Origin of the sequence: Kineosporia mesophila (genome assembly GCF_021129235.1) — a bacterium.
In the GTDB taxonomy this organism is placed as follows: domain Bacteria; phylum Actinomycetota; class Actinomycetes; order Actinomycetales; family Kineosporiaceae; genus Kineosporia; species Kineosporia mesophila.
In genome coordinates this window covers 526,831-539,960 of record NZ_JAJOMA010000001.1, presented here as the reverse complement: position 1 = coordinate 539,960, position 13,130 = coordinate 526,831, and the positions used below count along the sequence as shown (strand labels likewise).

General features: G+C 68.0%; 13 protein-coding genes. 3 read left to right on the top strand and 10 right to left on the bottom strand.

Going from position 1 to position 13,130, the window contains the following annotated elements; genetic code table 11:
- Positions 1-69: 69 nt before the first annotated feature.
- The 3 genes from LR393_RS36870 to LR393_RS02015 all read right to left on the bottom strand — a co-directional run bounded on the left by LR393_RS36870 (position 70) and on the right by LR393_RS02015 (position 1,603).
- The gene (locus LR393_RS36870; RefSeq protein ID WP_407937281.1) at positions 70-288 is read right to left on the bottom strand and encodes a DUF397 domain-containing protein; all 219 of its coding nucleotides are present in this window, start codon (positions 286-288) and stop codon (positions 70-72) included.
- Positions 289-388: 100 nt separating this feature from the next.
- A complete protein-coding gene (locus tag LR393_RS02020) occupies positions 389-577 on the bottom strand; it encodes a DUF397 domain-containing protein (RefSeq protein WP_231481127.1) in 189 nt (62 codons plus the stop codon).
- A 156-nt stretch (positions 578-733) separates the two neighbouring features.
- Positions 734-1,603 carry a helix-turn-helix domain-containing protein gene (locus LR393_RS02015; protein ID WP_231481126.1) on the bottom strand — a complete coding sequence of 290 codons (870 nt, stop codon included), beginning with the start codon at positions 1,601-1,603 and terminating at the stop codon, positions 734-736.
- Positions 1,604-2,071: 468 nt separating this feature from the next.
- Between LR393_RS02015 and LR393_RS02010 the strand changes: the two genes are divergently transcribed.
- The gene (locus LR393_RS02010) at positions 2,072-2,230 is read left to right on the top strand and encodes a hypothetical protein (RefSeq protein WP_231481125.1); all 159 of its coding nucleotides are present in this window, start codon (positions 2,072-2,074) and stop codon (positions 2,228-2,230) included.
- Positions 2,231-2,270: 40 nt separating this feature from the next.
- Here the strand turns inward: LR393_RS02010 and LR393_RS36100 are convergent, their stop codons facing one another.
- From LR393_RS36100 to LR393_RS01995, 3 genes are all read right to left on the bottom strand, one after another.
- Positions 2,271-3,059, bottom strand: coding sequence for a GNAT family N-acetyltransferase (locus tag LR393_RS36100; RefSeq protein WP_231481124.1), 789 nt, complete (start codon positions 3,057-3,059; stop codon positions 2,271-2,273).
- A gap of 294 nt (positions 3,060-3,353) precedes the next feature.
- Complete coding sequence (locus LR393_RS02000; protein ID WP_231481123.1) at positions 3,354-4,916, bottom strand: glutamine synthetase family protein; 1,563 nt, start codon at positions 4,914-4,916, stop codon at positions 3,354-3,356.
- Entirely contained in the window at positions 4,909-6,255 is a 1,347-nt protein-coding gene (locus LR393_RS01995; RefSeq protein ID WP_231481122.1) for an aromatic ring-hydroxylating dioxygenase subunit alpha, read from the bottom strand. Before LR393_RS01995 ends, LR393_RS02000 begins: the two co-directional genes overlap by 8 nt.
- 192 nt (positions 6,256-6,447) lie before the next feature.
- Between LR393_RS01995 and LR393_RS01990 the strand changes: the two genes are divergently transcribed.
- Positions 6,448-7,167 (top strand): GntR family transcriptional regulator, encoded by a 720-nt coding sequence (locus LR393_RS01990; RefSeq protein ID WP_231481121.1) that lies wholly within the window; start codon positions 6,448-6,450, stop codon positions 7,165-7,167.
- Between the two features lie 67 nt (positions 7,168-7,234).
- Complete coding sequence (locus LR393_RS01985) at positions 7,235-7,591, top strand: cupin domain-containing protein (RefSeq protein ID WP_231481120.1); 357 nt, start codon at positions 7,235-7,237, stop codon at positions 7,589-7,591.
- 148 nt (positions 7,592-7,739) lie between these two features.
- On the opposite strand, the gene LR393_RS01980 is transcribed toward LR393_RS01985, so the two are convergent.
- From LR393_RS01980 to LR393_RS01965, 4 genes are read right to left on the bottom strand one after another with little or no spacing between them, the layout of a single operon-like run.
- On the bottom strand, positions 7,740-8,690 hold the full coding sequence (locus tag LR393_RS01980) for a PDR/VanB family oxidoreductase (protein ID WP_231481119.1): 951 nt from the start codon (positions 8,688-8,690) through the stop codon (positions 7,740-7,742).
- Positions 8,691-8,750: 60 nt separating this feature from the next.
- Entirely contained in the window at positions 8,751-10,664 is a 1,914-nt protein-coding gene (locus LR393_RS01975; protein ID WP_231481118.1) for a primary-amine oxidase, read from the bottom strand.
- Positions 10,661-11,767, bottom strand: coding sequence for an FAD-dependent oxidoreductase (locus LR393_RS01970; RefSeq protein ID WP_231481117.1), 1,107 nt, complete (start codon positions 11,765-11,767; stop codon positions 10,661-10,663). The genes LR393_RS01975 and LR393_RS01970 overlap by 4 nt, the downstream gene beginning before the upstream one ends.
- A complete protein-coding gene (locus LR393_RS01965) occupies positions 11,767-13,002 on the bottom strand; it encodes an aminotransferase class V-fold PLP-dependent enzyme (protein ID WP_231481116.1) in 1,236 nt (411 codons plus the stop codon). Before LR393_RS01965 ends, LR393_RS01970 begins: the two co-directional genes overlap by 1 nt.
- Between the last annotated feature and the right edge of the window lie 128 nt (positions 13,003-13,130).

Genomic DNA, 13,130 nt, shown 5'->3' with positions numbered 1-13,130 from the left:
GCCCCGCTGAGACCGGGGAGTGGCAGACCCTCCCCAGTGGCTATCGCTGAGGAGGGAAGCCGTTCGCCGTCAGTCCGGCGCGCTCAATCGATCAAACTCTCCGCAGCGGCTACCCCGGAGAAACTCCCGCCAAGCCGCTTCCGAGCAGAGAATTAGGCCGCTGTTCGGAAGCTTCGAATCGCGCATCGCGAGGCGGCCAGGATCGACACGACCTATCTGAAGGCACCCGTTGAGTCCCGAAGCCGATGCTTTCTGCCAGCGCACGTTCTCTGCAGGAGAATCACACATGCGTCTACTCCATCCCGGGCCGTGACAAGTCAGGACCAGCCTCAGGGTACGAGAGGATGACGATGACGCCTATCCCTGGTTACACATGAGTACGGCGCGCTCAAGAAGCGAAGTGGTCGAATTCACCGTTGCGCACGCCGGCCAGAAATGCTCGCCATTCCTCCGAGTTGTAAAGGATATATCCCCCGTCCGGGTCTTTGGACTGACGGACCGCGATCAGGCCGTCGGGGGCCGCAGCCACCTCGAGGCAACCGTTGACAGCCGAGAAAGATGACTTCAGCCAAGACATCTCGGTTACGTTAAGTCCGGACAAGAGACTGCTCCCGCTTCCAGGTAGTGAGACCCCAGAAAGCGCGGAGGCCTCGCCAGCGCGGTCACACTACACCCGGGCCAGACTCAAACACCCACACACGGGCGCGCCATGTGGAGCGATTCATTGAACAACTCAAGAGTATTGACCCGCATGTGCCCGCAGAACCTCGATGCTCTCGGTTGCGTTCAGGGCAGCACCACGAAGGAACGCAAAAATGCGGCGATGCCTGGCTACGACCTCGTCCTCCTCAAGGATTGACTGCCCTTGAAGGGTGTCAAGATAGACCAGATCCGAGAGCTCTCCCTGCGGAAGGGTCAGAATGGTGAACGGCCCCTGCCCGCCACTAGCCCCAGCGGCGGTGGGCAGCAGCAGAATCTGCACTCGCTGCTCCTCAGCCGCTGCAACCAAGAAGACCAGTTGCTCGCGCATGACACTGGAGTCGCCGACCGGACGCCGCAGCACTGCCTCGTCGAGTATCAAGGTATGCCGTGAGCGCTCGCGCTCCCAGAGCCGGTCCCGGCGGATCCGGCGAACCTTCAGCTTCTCCCCGATGAATTGGTCATCCGGCGGATCCGGCCAGTACAACTGGACCACCTCACGGTAGTAGGCCTGCCCGTAGGCCTCCGTCTGGAAGATCGCAGGAATCGCACCGTTCTCAAATTGATGAACAGAGACGGCCGCTTCTTCGTAACCGATGTAGGAGCCGTACGTTTCATCAACACTCGCATACGACTCCCACCATCCCTGCCTGCGGGCAAGGGCCACGAGCGAGGCGAGCTCCTCGATCCTGGTCTCGTCCTGCACCCCGTAATACCGGCAGAGCTCCCTCACGTCCCGCGCCCGAGGAATTCGTACGCCGGTTTCGATACGCGAGATGGTTGCGGCGGAGACCTCCAGTACAGCGGCAGCATCTTCCAGAGTGCGCCCGGCTCCCGTTCGCAGTCGCCGCAACGTGTTCGCCAGCTCCACCTTGCTGACCAAAGGATTGGCGTGAGCACTCAAGAGTTCCAGCTCCCTACACGGAACGTAGCCAAAGCCACTCTTCGTGTGCGCAACTTGCGTTTGGTGTGTCTTCAGTCGGCAATCTTCCGGTTTGCACCTTGCTCTCCGCAAGACTACAACGCACTATGTGAATTAGCGGGGTATCGGTAGATCTGGGCCATCAGCGTCCACTGCACGATTGACTCCAGCACCCCGCCTTCGAGGGAGGTGGTGCGCGGCCCGAGCGGCCGAGATGGACTGCCCGGCGCCGGTTCACGACCGACCGACGCCTTGGGGCCCTCAAACAAAGCGCTGGGCCCGAAGGTGCTGCAACACCTGGGCCCAGCTGAACTCCACTGGGGAGCACGCAATGTCTAACTGTACTCCAGTCCTCTCAACTGAACAGAGGCTGATATCGACGAAAGGGACTGATCTTTACCGGTTCAGTTCCCGGGCCGACACGTTGAGACCGATCCGGAGGGGTGCCCGATGAGTAACCTCTTCCTGGTCTGTCTGCTGCTCGGCGGGGTCGCGTGTGTGATGTGGCGCGAATTCCTCTATCTCCTGATGGTTCTCGGTGTCGCCATGTTCTGTATGGCGTTCATCTTCATTGCCCTGGGCGTGCAGTCCGTGGCCCAGGCGTCCTGAGGGATGGCCTTCATGGGTGGGCGACCGCCCATGAAGGCGCTCACCCGCTCGGGGGCCGCTGGGCCTGGATCTTGTGTTCGGCGTCCTGGAATCCCAGGGACCGGTACATCCCGATCGCGTGGTAACCGGGATCGGCGACGATCACCAGCGTTTCGGCGTCCAGACGGGAGAGGCCCCACTCGCCCAGGCGGTGAACCAGGGTGGAGGCCAGGCCACGGCGGCGATAGGCCGGGTGGGTCTCGACGTTCTGGAAGCGGGCCACGCCGCTGCCGTCGGTGAACAATCCTGCACCACAGCGCATCTCGCCGTCGATGAAGGCGCCGAACCAGGCGCCGTGGCCGGCCTGCGTCATCTGGCGGTACTCCGCGGCCTTGCGGTGGACGAACTCGGTGTGGCCGTCGGCCGACGACTCCTCGAGCGACAGCCGCAGCAGCGCCATGCTGTGCCAGTCGTCGGAGCTCTCGAGCGGGCGGATCAGCAGATCGGCGGGTGCCGGCGGGATCAGCTCCGTGGCGGTCAGCACGGCGTCGGCCACCACCTCCAGACCGAGCGCGGCGGCTCCCTCCGGGTCCGGGACGGCGCCGTCCACCCCGTCGAGGCCGAGGGCGATGTGGTCGGCGCCGGGGAACTCCCGCTCGAACTCCGCCACCCAGCCGGGCCACTCCCCCGTCCCGGGCCGCTCCCGCAGCAGCAGGAAATTCCCCCACCAGTAGCCGGGGTTCTCCGGCGTGCGCACGACCAGGTGGGAGCCGCGGTCGGAGACCTGCGACCCACCCAGGCAGCGCAACATCAGATCGGTACGGAATCCGAGAGATGCGACGTGGTTCACGCCTCGAAGCCTAGGCGTCACCTCGTCAAGGGCCGGGGCCGGATCCTGCGCCGCCCACGACGCCAGCAGTTTCAGGCCGTCCTCCGCCTTCGTGCCCGGGATCGGTGTGTAGCTGAGAATGGACAGCTCGCCGCCGTCCGGCGGACCAGGATCTCGAGCTGACGATCGAGGACGCCGATGTGTGGAGGGCGCATTCGCTTCTCGCCCCGGAAGAGATGGACGTCCTGGGCGGCCCACGCGGTGCGGAAGTCCTGGCTGCGGGCCGGGGCAGTTCAGCGGACGACGCGCGTAGGGTCAGAACATCCCGAGGTACTCGCGCTGCTCCCAGTCCGAGACGTGCATCAGGTAGCGGTCGAACTCGCTGCGCTTGATCGCGCTGTACCAGCTGATCACGTCGGCCCCGAAGGCCTCGGCGAAGACCTCGTCCTGCTCCAGCGCGTCCACCGCCTCGCCGAGGGAACGGGGCAGGCGCGGGGCCTCGTTCTCGTACGGATTGCCGGTCGGGGCCCGCAGTTCCAGATTCCGCTCCAGTCCGTCCATCCCACTCACCAGCTGCGAGGCGATGTACAGGTAGGGGTTGGCCGAGGGCTCGCCGGAACGGTTCTCCAGCCGGGTCGCCGGATCGCCCGGCCCACCGACCGCGCGCACCATGGCGCCCTTGTTGTCGATGCCCCAGGCCACCCGGTCGGGCGCCAGCGAATAGGCCTGGTACCGCTTGTACCCGTTGACCGTCGGGGTGCTGAACGCGGCCGCCGCCCGGGCGTGGGTGAGAATGCCCTCCAGGTAGTTCTCCGCCACCGGCGACAACGTCCCCGTGCCGTTCGGCGGGACGAACACCGGTTCGCCGGAGACCGCCGAGGTCAGTGACTGGTGCAGATGCCATCCGGTGGAGGCGGTTTCCGCGCCCTGCGGCCGGGACATGAAGGTGGCCTCGTACCCGAGCCGGCGCGAGATCTGCCGGACGGCACTGCGGCACAGCACCACCGCGTCGGCGGTGAGCGCGGCGTCGGCGGCGTCCATCGTCAGTTCCAGCTGGCTCGGCCCGAACTCCAGCTCCAGGGAGCGCAGCGGCAGGTCGAGCGCCGTCAGACCGCGGTAGAGCGCCTGCACCAGGTCGTCCAGGCCGTCCAGAGCCTCCTCGTGCAGCAGCTGGGCGCCCGGGGTGGTCGGGTGCATCGTGCGCGGGTGGCCGGGAGCTCCCGGCCGGCCGATGTTCTCGGCGGCGAACGGAGCCTCGTCGGCCCGGAAGACGTGGAACTCCAGCTCGGCGCCCACCGTCATCCGGTAGCCCGCGTGCTCCAGCTTCTTCAGGGAGCGGCGCAGCAGGTCACGGGTGCTGAACGCGACCTCGGAGCCGTCCGGGAAGCGCAGGTCGCAGAGGATCCAGCCGGTGCGCGGCGCCCAGGGCAGCACCCGGAACGTGGTCGGGTCGGGCACCAGGACGATGTCACCGGCACCCGAGAAACGCTCCAGTCCCAGCCCGGCCCCCTCGGTGAAGACCGGGAACACCGACTTGCCCGAGGTGTCTTTCAGCAGCAGGGAACTGGGCGCGGTGACGCCCGAGCGCATGGCCGAGGCCACGTTCGAGCGGGTGATCGTCTTGCCACGCAGCAGACCGTGCTGGTCGACGAAGGCGAACCGGACCATCTCCAGGCCGATCTCGTCCATCACCCGGCGCATCTGGGCCGAGGCCGCGTACTGCGCGTCGGTCCACAGGTCGTGGCGGTCGATGAAACCGCCGCGGTCCTTGGCCAGCATCGGCCGGGCGTTCTGACCTCCACCGGCCTCGGCCACATCGCGCCGGTCCTGGTTGCGCAACGAGGGATCAAAAGTGAGCTGACCGGCATCCTCAAGCATCGGCGTTCTCCTGCGACGTGACCGGCGCCCGGGTGGCGGCCCACGGGGACGCCTGACGGCGCTTGTCCTCGGCGGAGAGCCAGTCGCCCTGCCAGTTCTCGTTGGTGGCGAGGGTGTCGACGGCGAGGGGGCCGGTGAAGGTGGCGGCCTCGGTCTCGTCCAGCGGGTGGGCGGGCAGCTTGCCACCCGCGGCGAACGCCTCAATCGCCTTGAGCAGCATGCGGCGATTCGCGGTGACGGCGCGGTCGGAGACGCCCAGGCGCTCCACCGTGCGGTCCTGGATCGGGCCCATGCTCTCGACCGCCCACTGGTCGTGAACGTTGATGTCCAGGCCCATCCCGGTGTACGTGACGTTCTTCTGCTCGACCGGGTCGAAACCCCAGTTGTTGGAACGGTTGCGCAGCGGCCGGTAGTCGGGCAGCGAGACCTCCTTGAGGCGCTGCTGGAGCAGCGTGTCCTTGTCGGTGGTCTCGGCGTAGTCGTACCAGATCATGAACCAGTAGTGGTTCTCGTCATCGATCGGCACGTGCCACTGGGCGAACACCTTGGTCTGGCCGAAGGGCACCACAAAGGCGTTGGGGAACATCAAATTGGTGACGCGCACATGCTTCAGTTCCTCGGTCAGCCGGCGCACCGCGAACACCCGCAGGCCGTGCTCGGCGCTCTCCACCTCGATGTCGGGGCGGAAGTTGTCACCGACGAGCTTGGACAGCTTCTGGCCGGTGCCCTCGACCTCCTCGCTGAACTGCTGACCGTAGGTCTCGCGGGGGTCTTCCTCGATGAAGCGGTGCAGGAAGGAGACGTGACTGGGGTCGATGCCACCCTCGACGCCCTGCAGCCAGTTGCACTCCCACAGACCCTTGAAGGCGAAGGTGTACTCGTCCGGGGCCTTGAAGCAGTCGTAGTCGGGGAACGGGGGCGGGTCACCGGCGCCGAGGTAGGCGAAGATGATGCCGTTCTTCTCCACGCACGGATAGCTGGCGATGCGGATCTTGTCGGCGAACCGGCTGTGCTCGGGTTCGGCCGGCTGATCGACGCACTGGCCCTGGGAGTCGTAGAGCCAGCCGTGGTAGAGGCAGCGCAGTCCACCGTCCTCCAGCCGACCGTAGGACAGGTCGACGCCGCGGTGCGCGCAGAACCGGCTGATCAGGCCCCAGGTACCGCCGGGCTTGCGGAAGAGCACCAGGTCTTCGCTGAACATCCGCACGGCCTTGACCGGCTTCTCCTGCGACATCTCCGAGACCAGGGCCGCCGGCTGCCAGTACGCCCGCATCAGCCCACCGAGCGGGGTACCCGGCCCGGTCTGGGTCAGCTTCTCGTTGTCCTCGCGCTTGAGCACTGACGCTCCTCCGGATAGCGGCTCAGAATGGATCCCAACTTAGCATTGATGGATCCCATCTAGCGGAATTCATAGCCAGAACTATTGGAACGGGGTCCATCTGTGGGTGTTCTGCTAGCGTTTTGGCTTCACAGGCGCCGCAGTAGGCGCGCAACGTCGCGCCGGACCGCGCGTGAGGGGAGAACCGCGATCATGGTGGACGCCGCCGATCTGACCAGCACGGAGAAATCGGGCAACGCCCTGGTGGACGATGTCGCGGCCCGGATCCGCGAACGCATCATGTCGGGCGAGATCCCGATCGGCGCCCAGCTGCGACAGGCCGAGCTGGCCGGCGATTTCGGCGTGAGCCGCACCCCGATCCGCGAGGCCCTGCGCCAGTTGCAGAGCGGTGGCCTGATCGAGGTACTGCCCAATCGTGGCGCTGTGGTGCGAGTTCCGGCCCCCTGGGAGGTGCGCGAGGCCTATGAGGTGCGCGCCGAGCTGGAGTCCCTGGCCGCCACCCGCGCGGTCAGCCGCATCACCCAGGCCGAGCTGGACGAGCTGCGCCAGGCGAATCAGTCGATGTTCGACCACTCCTCGGCCCTGTCCCGCGGTGAGAACCCGGCCTCGGCCGATCGCCCGGCGAACGACGTGTTCCACACCCTGATCCTGACCATCGCCGCGAACGCCCGCCTGGCCAAGGCGGTGAACGACATCAACGAGACCTTCCCGCGCAACGTCTCGTCGGCGCTGATCGTGAACGACGCCCGGCAGCGCGAGGAGAACCACCGCGAGCACGAGCGCATCATCGCCGCGCTGGTGGCGGGCGACACCGAGACCGCCGGCCGGGAGATGCGCGACCACGTACTCAAAGCCGGTGAGCACCTGGCGCACTGGTACGAGCGGCGTTCGTCCACGGTCTTCCGCGGCTGACCCTTACCGCAATGGATCCAATCTGTTAGCTTCGGGATGCATCACTCGCTGCGTCCCCGGAGCTGTCATGACTCATGTCAATATCCCCCTCGACGTCACCGATCTGGCCGAGAAGCCGCTCGGGCCTCCCAGTGCCGAACCGCTGAGCGGGGAGATCCGGGTGCGCAGCCGGGTCGACTTCGCCACCGAGGACCGCAAGGTGGTCTCCGGGATCTGGGAGAGCGACCCGGGTACGTCCCGCTGGGAGTTCCTGACCCGCGGCGAGATCATCCACGTGATCGCCGGGCACATGACCGTTGTCGAGGACGGTGGCGAGCCGGCCGAGATCACCGCGGGCACCACGGCCTACTTCCCGATCGGCTGGGTCGGCACCTGGACCGTGCATGAGCCCGTACGAAAGGTTTTCGTGGTCTACAAGCCGTGAGTCCTCTTCTGGTGCACGGCGCACACCGTGGACCTGTCCAGTGCGGCCGGGCCGGTACAGAACCCCGTTCGTGATCATGCAAAACCTCCCCGAAGAGTTCTAGAACTCCGGGGAGGTTTTGCATGATCACGGCGGTTTGTTGAGGGGGTCAGAGGTCGAGGACCAGCAGGCCTGATGCTCTCGACACACAGACCATCAGGCAGTCACCCGCTTCTTTCTCGGTCTTGGTCAGCACGTAGTCGCGGTGCTCGACAGTGCCGGACACCACGCGGGTCTCGCAGGTTCCGCAGATGCCTTCCTCGCAGTCCCGCAGGATGTCGGCGCCCGCCTCGTCGGTGAGCACGTCGAGCAGGGACCGGCCGGCGTCGACCTTGAGCTCCTGCCCGGACGTGGCCAGTCGCACCGTGAAGGCGCCGGTCTCGGCCTCCCCGGCGGCGACCGGGGCGCTGAAGTACTCGGACCGCAGATCGTCGCCACGCCCCTGCGCCTCGAGAACCTCACGGACACCGTCCATCAGGCGCGCGGGACCGCAGGTGTACACGAGCGTCCTGTCCGCGAGCGAGCCCAGAAGATCTGCGAGCAGGGGACGCTCGGGGGCATCAGCGGGCAGGAGACGCACCTGGTTGCCGTACCCGGCGAGACGGTCGCGGAAGGGCATGGCCGACAGCGTGCGCCCGAAGTACAGCAGTTCCCAGTCGGTCGCCTTCTCCAGCATCGGCAGCAGCGGGGTGATGCCGATACCGCCCGCGACGAAGAGGTAACGGTCAGAGTCTTCGAGAACGAAGTGGTTGCGCGGGCCGCGCACCTGCACGGTCCAGCCCGGGCGCAGCATGTCGTGGATCCAGGCCGATCCGCCCTTCCCCGGTGTCTCCCGGCGCACGGCCACCGTCAGCGAACCGGAATCCCCGCCACAGATGGAGAACTGGCGGGTGGTGCCGTCACCGACCATCACGTCGAGGTGGGCGCCGGGCTCCCAGACCGCAGCGGCCTCCAGCGGTTCGAGCTCGACGAGCATGACCTCGTCCGCCGCAATGCGCATACCCCGCACGAGATACGGGGAGAACGTCTCGTCCACGTCGATTCCTTCGGTCTCGGACAACAGGGGTCCCCGGCCGGCCCGCTCGAGTCGAGCGGGCCGGCGTCCCCCATGTGGTAGATGTCAGTGGCAGCAGGTGTCGCCCTCGGACGAACCGCTGTGGCTCATCGGGGCCGGCAGGTCGAGCGAGGGGTTGCGGTCGAAGAAGCCGTCCGGCTCCAGGCGCATGCCGATGCGGTGCACCGGCATGATCGGCCACTCCTCCGGGCGGGGCGTGTGGTGCACGCCGATGACCGGCCAGAGCACGAGTTCCGCGCCGTCGAGGGAACGGTCGGCCTGCTGGAAGGTCTGGATGCCGTCGGCACCCAGGTCGGCCTGGTTGGGGTACTCCCCCGCGATGAACCGCTCGCTGCCGTCGAAGACCGTGGCCCACAGGTGCTGGGCCACGAACGGCGCCTTGCGCTCGACGATGCTGCCCGGCTTGGCGTAGAGCCGCGCGGTGTTCTGGATCGACACCCGGTACGCCGTCTTGTCACCGAAACGGTTGACCGTGTCGTCACTCTCGACCAGCCAGTGGGTGGCGGCGGCCGGGTTGGCGCGGCGCGCGGCGGCCTTCTCCGTCAGCAGCGGGGTGCGGACGGTCTTGCAGGCGTTGCCGTACGGGTTGAGCGCCTCGTCCTCCTCGATCTCCGAGTGCACCTCGTACAGCCGGTTGACGGGGCCGTCGACGCCCATGTCCAGGCGCATACCGAAGTAGTGCTGGTGGTTCGGGGCCTGCACGTTCGGGCTGACCAGGCGCCCGTAGGCCGGCTTCTCGCCGTCGGCGATACCGGACACCGACATGACGCCGGTGAGCTTGATCTCCAGCTCGATCATGCCGTCCTGGTAGAACGACCAGTAGAAGCCGTAGTCGTAATTCGCGACCGTGGCGAAGAACGAGACCACCATGCGCCGGGCGCGACGCACGTCGGCCTCCCCGGTGCGGGTGTTCACGTGCTTCCAGAGGATCGAGTAGTCCTCCTCGTGCATGCAGATGGCGTTCTTGATGGTGCGGGCCTCACCGTGCCCGTTCACCACCGCCGCGTCGTAGTAACGGATCTCGCCCAGGCAGTCGCAGCCCAGTTCGAGCGAGGCGGTGAGCGGGCCGGCGCCGTACTCGCCCCAGTCGAAGAAGTTCTTGCGGTAGGCCGTCGGGTCGGGGTCGAGGTAGGGCACGTACATCTCGTTGACCGCGGCGCGCTTCATCACCGGGCGGACCCGGCCGTGGTCGTTGTAGGTGACGTCGTGCAGCACCATGCCCTCGCGGTGCGTGAAACCGACGCGGAACGACCAGTTCTGCCAGGTGACGAGCTGCCCGTCCTGGGCGAAACCGGGCCCGTCGGGCTGGGTGATCTCCAGCGCCGAGACCTCGCGGTCCGGGCCCCAGGTGCCTGAGCGGTAGTTGCCGGTCTCGGAGGCCATCGGCAGCACCCCGTGGTCTTCGATCGAGATGACCTTCAGCGTCTCCAGGTCGACGATCGGCACCAGGCCGGCCACCGGGCGGGCGTAGCCGTTGTCGTCCTCGGTCTCGCGGTGCCACACCGTGCCCCACGAAAGGCGGCGGTCTTCGAGGCCTTCGGGCTCGAAGCCGGTGATCGACTCGGGATCGACCCAGACCAGCGAGACGTCGTGGATGCCGCGCTTGGCCAGAGCGTCTTTCATGCCCTGGTCTTCCCGGCAGGCCTGCGCGACCATCCGGGCCTCCTCGCTGGAGACACCGGGACGCTTGGCGTCGACGTCCCGCCAGGCCGAGATCGAGGCCTCCCGGTCCGATCCCGCCGTCCAGGCCGCCACCTCCCAGGCCGCGTGCGCGTCGGGGTTCATCACCACGGTGCGCACCGGGCGGCCCTGACCGGGGGCGAGCGCGCGGGCGAGGGCCTCGTCCACCGCGATGCCCCAGAAGCGGGGGTTCTCACCGATCCGCTCGTCGGCGCGGACCAGGGCGATCACCGCGGCGATCTCGTCCTCGGTGAGGGGGTCGTTCCAGTGGCGGGTCACGTGGGCTCCTGACTCGAAGGCAGACGGCGCTGGACGCCGATGAATTCCAGATCCGGGCGTGCTCTTCCGAGCACCAGGTCGGCGAGGGCCGCGCCGATGGCGGGACCGAACTTGAAGCCGTGCCCCGAACAGGCGGCCGCGACGGTCACGGCCGGGGCCCAGGGAAGCGCGCCGATCACGAACCGCTTGTCGGCCGTCATCGTGTACAGGCAGCTCGCCGCCTCGATCACCTCGGGCCGGACACCGGGCACGTAACTCGTCATCAGGCCGACGAGTTCGGCGATCTCCGGCGGGGTCGCGGGGGCCGGGGGCCGGTCCGGGTCCCAGACCGGGCCCAGGTCGATGCCGGCCTTGAAACCGTTGCCGGCGGCGTCGGGGATGCCGAAGACCAGGCCCTGCGGGCGGTCCACGGAGAAACAGCCGAGCTGCGGCGGCATCCCGGCCTCCTGACCGGCGGCCAGGGTGACCGTGACGATGCGCCAGACCTCGAACAGGTGCGCCAGCTCGGGCACGAGCCGCCCCGACCACGAACCACCCGTCAGCACCAGCCGGTTGCAGCGGATCTCGCGCTCACCGGTGGTGACGACACAGACGTCGCCCTCCTGGCGCCAGGACAGCAGGCTCTCCCCGAACGACAGGGTGGCGCCGTGCGCCCGGGCCCCGGCCCGGGCCACGCCGAGGGCCGCGGAGGCCTCGAGCACGCCGGCGGCCGGGTCGTACACCGCGCCGTACCCGTCCGGGGCGCGAAAGCCCGGCATCCGGGCGGCCATCTCGGCGCGGTCCGTGATCACCACGGTGTCGGGGCCCTGCATGCTCGTCGTGCCGTCGTAGGCGTAGAGGCCGCCGGTGCGGTGCACCAGCGTCGTGCCGCTCGCAGCCTCCCAGCGGGCCCAGCCCTCGAATGCCTGATCGACCAGGGGGTTCCAGACCGGGTTGGGGTAGGCCCGGCGGATCATCCGGGTGCGCCCGTGGGACGACCCCCGGGAGTGCCCCGGCGCGAACTGTTCCAGGCCGAGCACGTCGACCCCCTGACGGCTCAGTTCGTAGACCGTTGCGGAACCGTGGATTCCGAGCCCCGCAACGACGACATCGACGTCTACCATCAGTTCTCCCCCGCGATCTCGGTGACCGCCGCGACCAGGGCCGCGACGTCCGACTCGTCGTTGTAGACGTGCGCGGAGGCGCGCACCACGGCCTCCACACCCCGGGATCCCAGATCCCACTGGGCGTGGGAGGCCGGCACGGACACGGTGCGCACGTTGCGTAGCGCCAGCAGCTCGTTCACGCGACGCGGCGCCTGGCCGTCGACCGTGAAGGTCACGATGGCCGACGGGGAGGCCGGCGGATCCTGCACCGTCACCCGCGGGATCTGGCCCAGCGCCGCGCGCAACTGGTCGGCGACCGCGCGCAGACAGGTCTCGGTCGGCCTGCCCCCCCGCTCCAGTGCCTCGGCGAGCGCCACCCCGAGCCCGACCCGGCCGGCGATCGACGCCTCCCAGGTCTCGAAGCGCCGGGCGCTGTCCTTGAGTTCCCAGCTGGTGGACGAGGTCCACACCGCACCTCGCACGTCGGGTGCGGTGGGGGCCAGGGAGGCGGTGAGTTCGTTACTGACGTAGGCGAACCCGGTGCCCCGCGGGGCCCGGAGGAACTTGCGGCCGGTGGTGACCAGCGCGTCGCAGCCGACGGCCGCGACGTCGACCGCCACGTGGCCCACCGACTGGGTGGCGTCGAGCACGTAGCGGGCGCCGTAACGCTTCGTCAGGGTGCCGATCTCGGCGACCGGCTCGACCAGGCCGGAGGAGGTGGGGATGTGGGCGACGCAGACGACGGCCGGGCCGCCGGCAGCCAGTTCGGCGTCGAGTGCGGTGAGGTCGACGGCACCGGAGGGCCCGTTGGGCACGATCACCAGCTCGATGTCGTGCTCGCGGCCCAGGCTCATCAGGTGCAGCGCGTGGCTGACGTAGGTGGAGCGGCTGACCAGCAGGCGCTGGCGTGATTCCAGGCGCAGCGCGTCGATGATCGTGCGCAGGCCGGTGCTGGCGCTGTCGAAGAGGGCGATCTCGCCGGGGGTGGCGCCGATGAGCCGCGCGGCGTCGTCGTAGACCGCCTCGACCCGGTCGAGGACCTGGTGCGCGGCCTCGTACCCGCCACGCTGTTCCTCCAGGCGCAGGTGGTCGACCACGGCCTGCACCACCGAGGCCGTGGGCAGTGCGGCCCCGGCGGCGTTGAAGTGGTGCGCGAGCGTCGCACCCGGCGTACGGGCGCGCTCGGCGGCCACGTCGATGCCCGGGCCGTGCACCTGTAGCACGGACGGTCCCGCCTCGAGCGAGCTCTCCACACCAACCGCCTCTACGTCGACTTCGGATCCAAAGCTAACATGTTTGGATCCATTTTTGGAACGAGCAGAGGCTCGGGCGAGGTGCCCCGCGTGCGTCGTAGTGAATACGATTCTAAAGGAAATGGATC

What these genes read in the sequence shown, in the direction of transcription:
- LR393_RS02020 (WP_231481127.1), bottom strand. Translation starts at nt 577, where the DNA reads ATGTCTTGGCTGAAGTCATCTTTCTCGGCTGTCAACGGTTGCCTCGAG.
- LR393_RS02010 (WP_231481125.1), top strand. Translation starts at nt 2,072, where the DNA reads ATGAGTAACCTCTTCCTGGTCTGTCTGCTGCTCGGCGGGGTCGCGTGT.
- LR393_RS01985 (WP_231481120.1), top strand. Translation starts at nt 7,235, where the DNA reads ATGACTCATGTCAATATCCCCCTCGACGTCACCGATCTGGCCGAGAAG.
- LR393_RS36870 (WP_407937281.1), bottom strand. Translation starts at nt 288, where the DNA reads ATGTGTGATTCTCCTGCAGAGAACGTGCGCTGGCAGAAAGCATCGGCT.
- LR393_RS01990 (WP_231481121.1), top strand. Translation starts at nt 6,448, where the DNA reads ATGGTGGACGCCGCCGATCTGACCAGCACGGAGAAATCGGGCAACGCC.
- LR393_RS01970 (WP_231481117.1), bottom strand. Translation starts at nt 11,767, where the DNA reads ATGGTAGACGTCGATGTCGTCGTTGCGGGGCTCGGAATCCACGGTTCC.
- LR393_RS02000 (WP_231481123.1), bottom strand. Translation starts at nt 4,916, where the DNA reads ATGCTTGAGGATGCCGGTCAGCTCACTTTTGATCCCTCGTTGCGCAAC.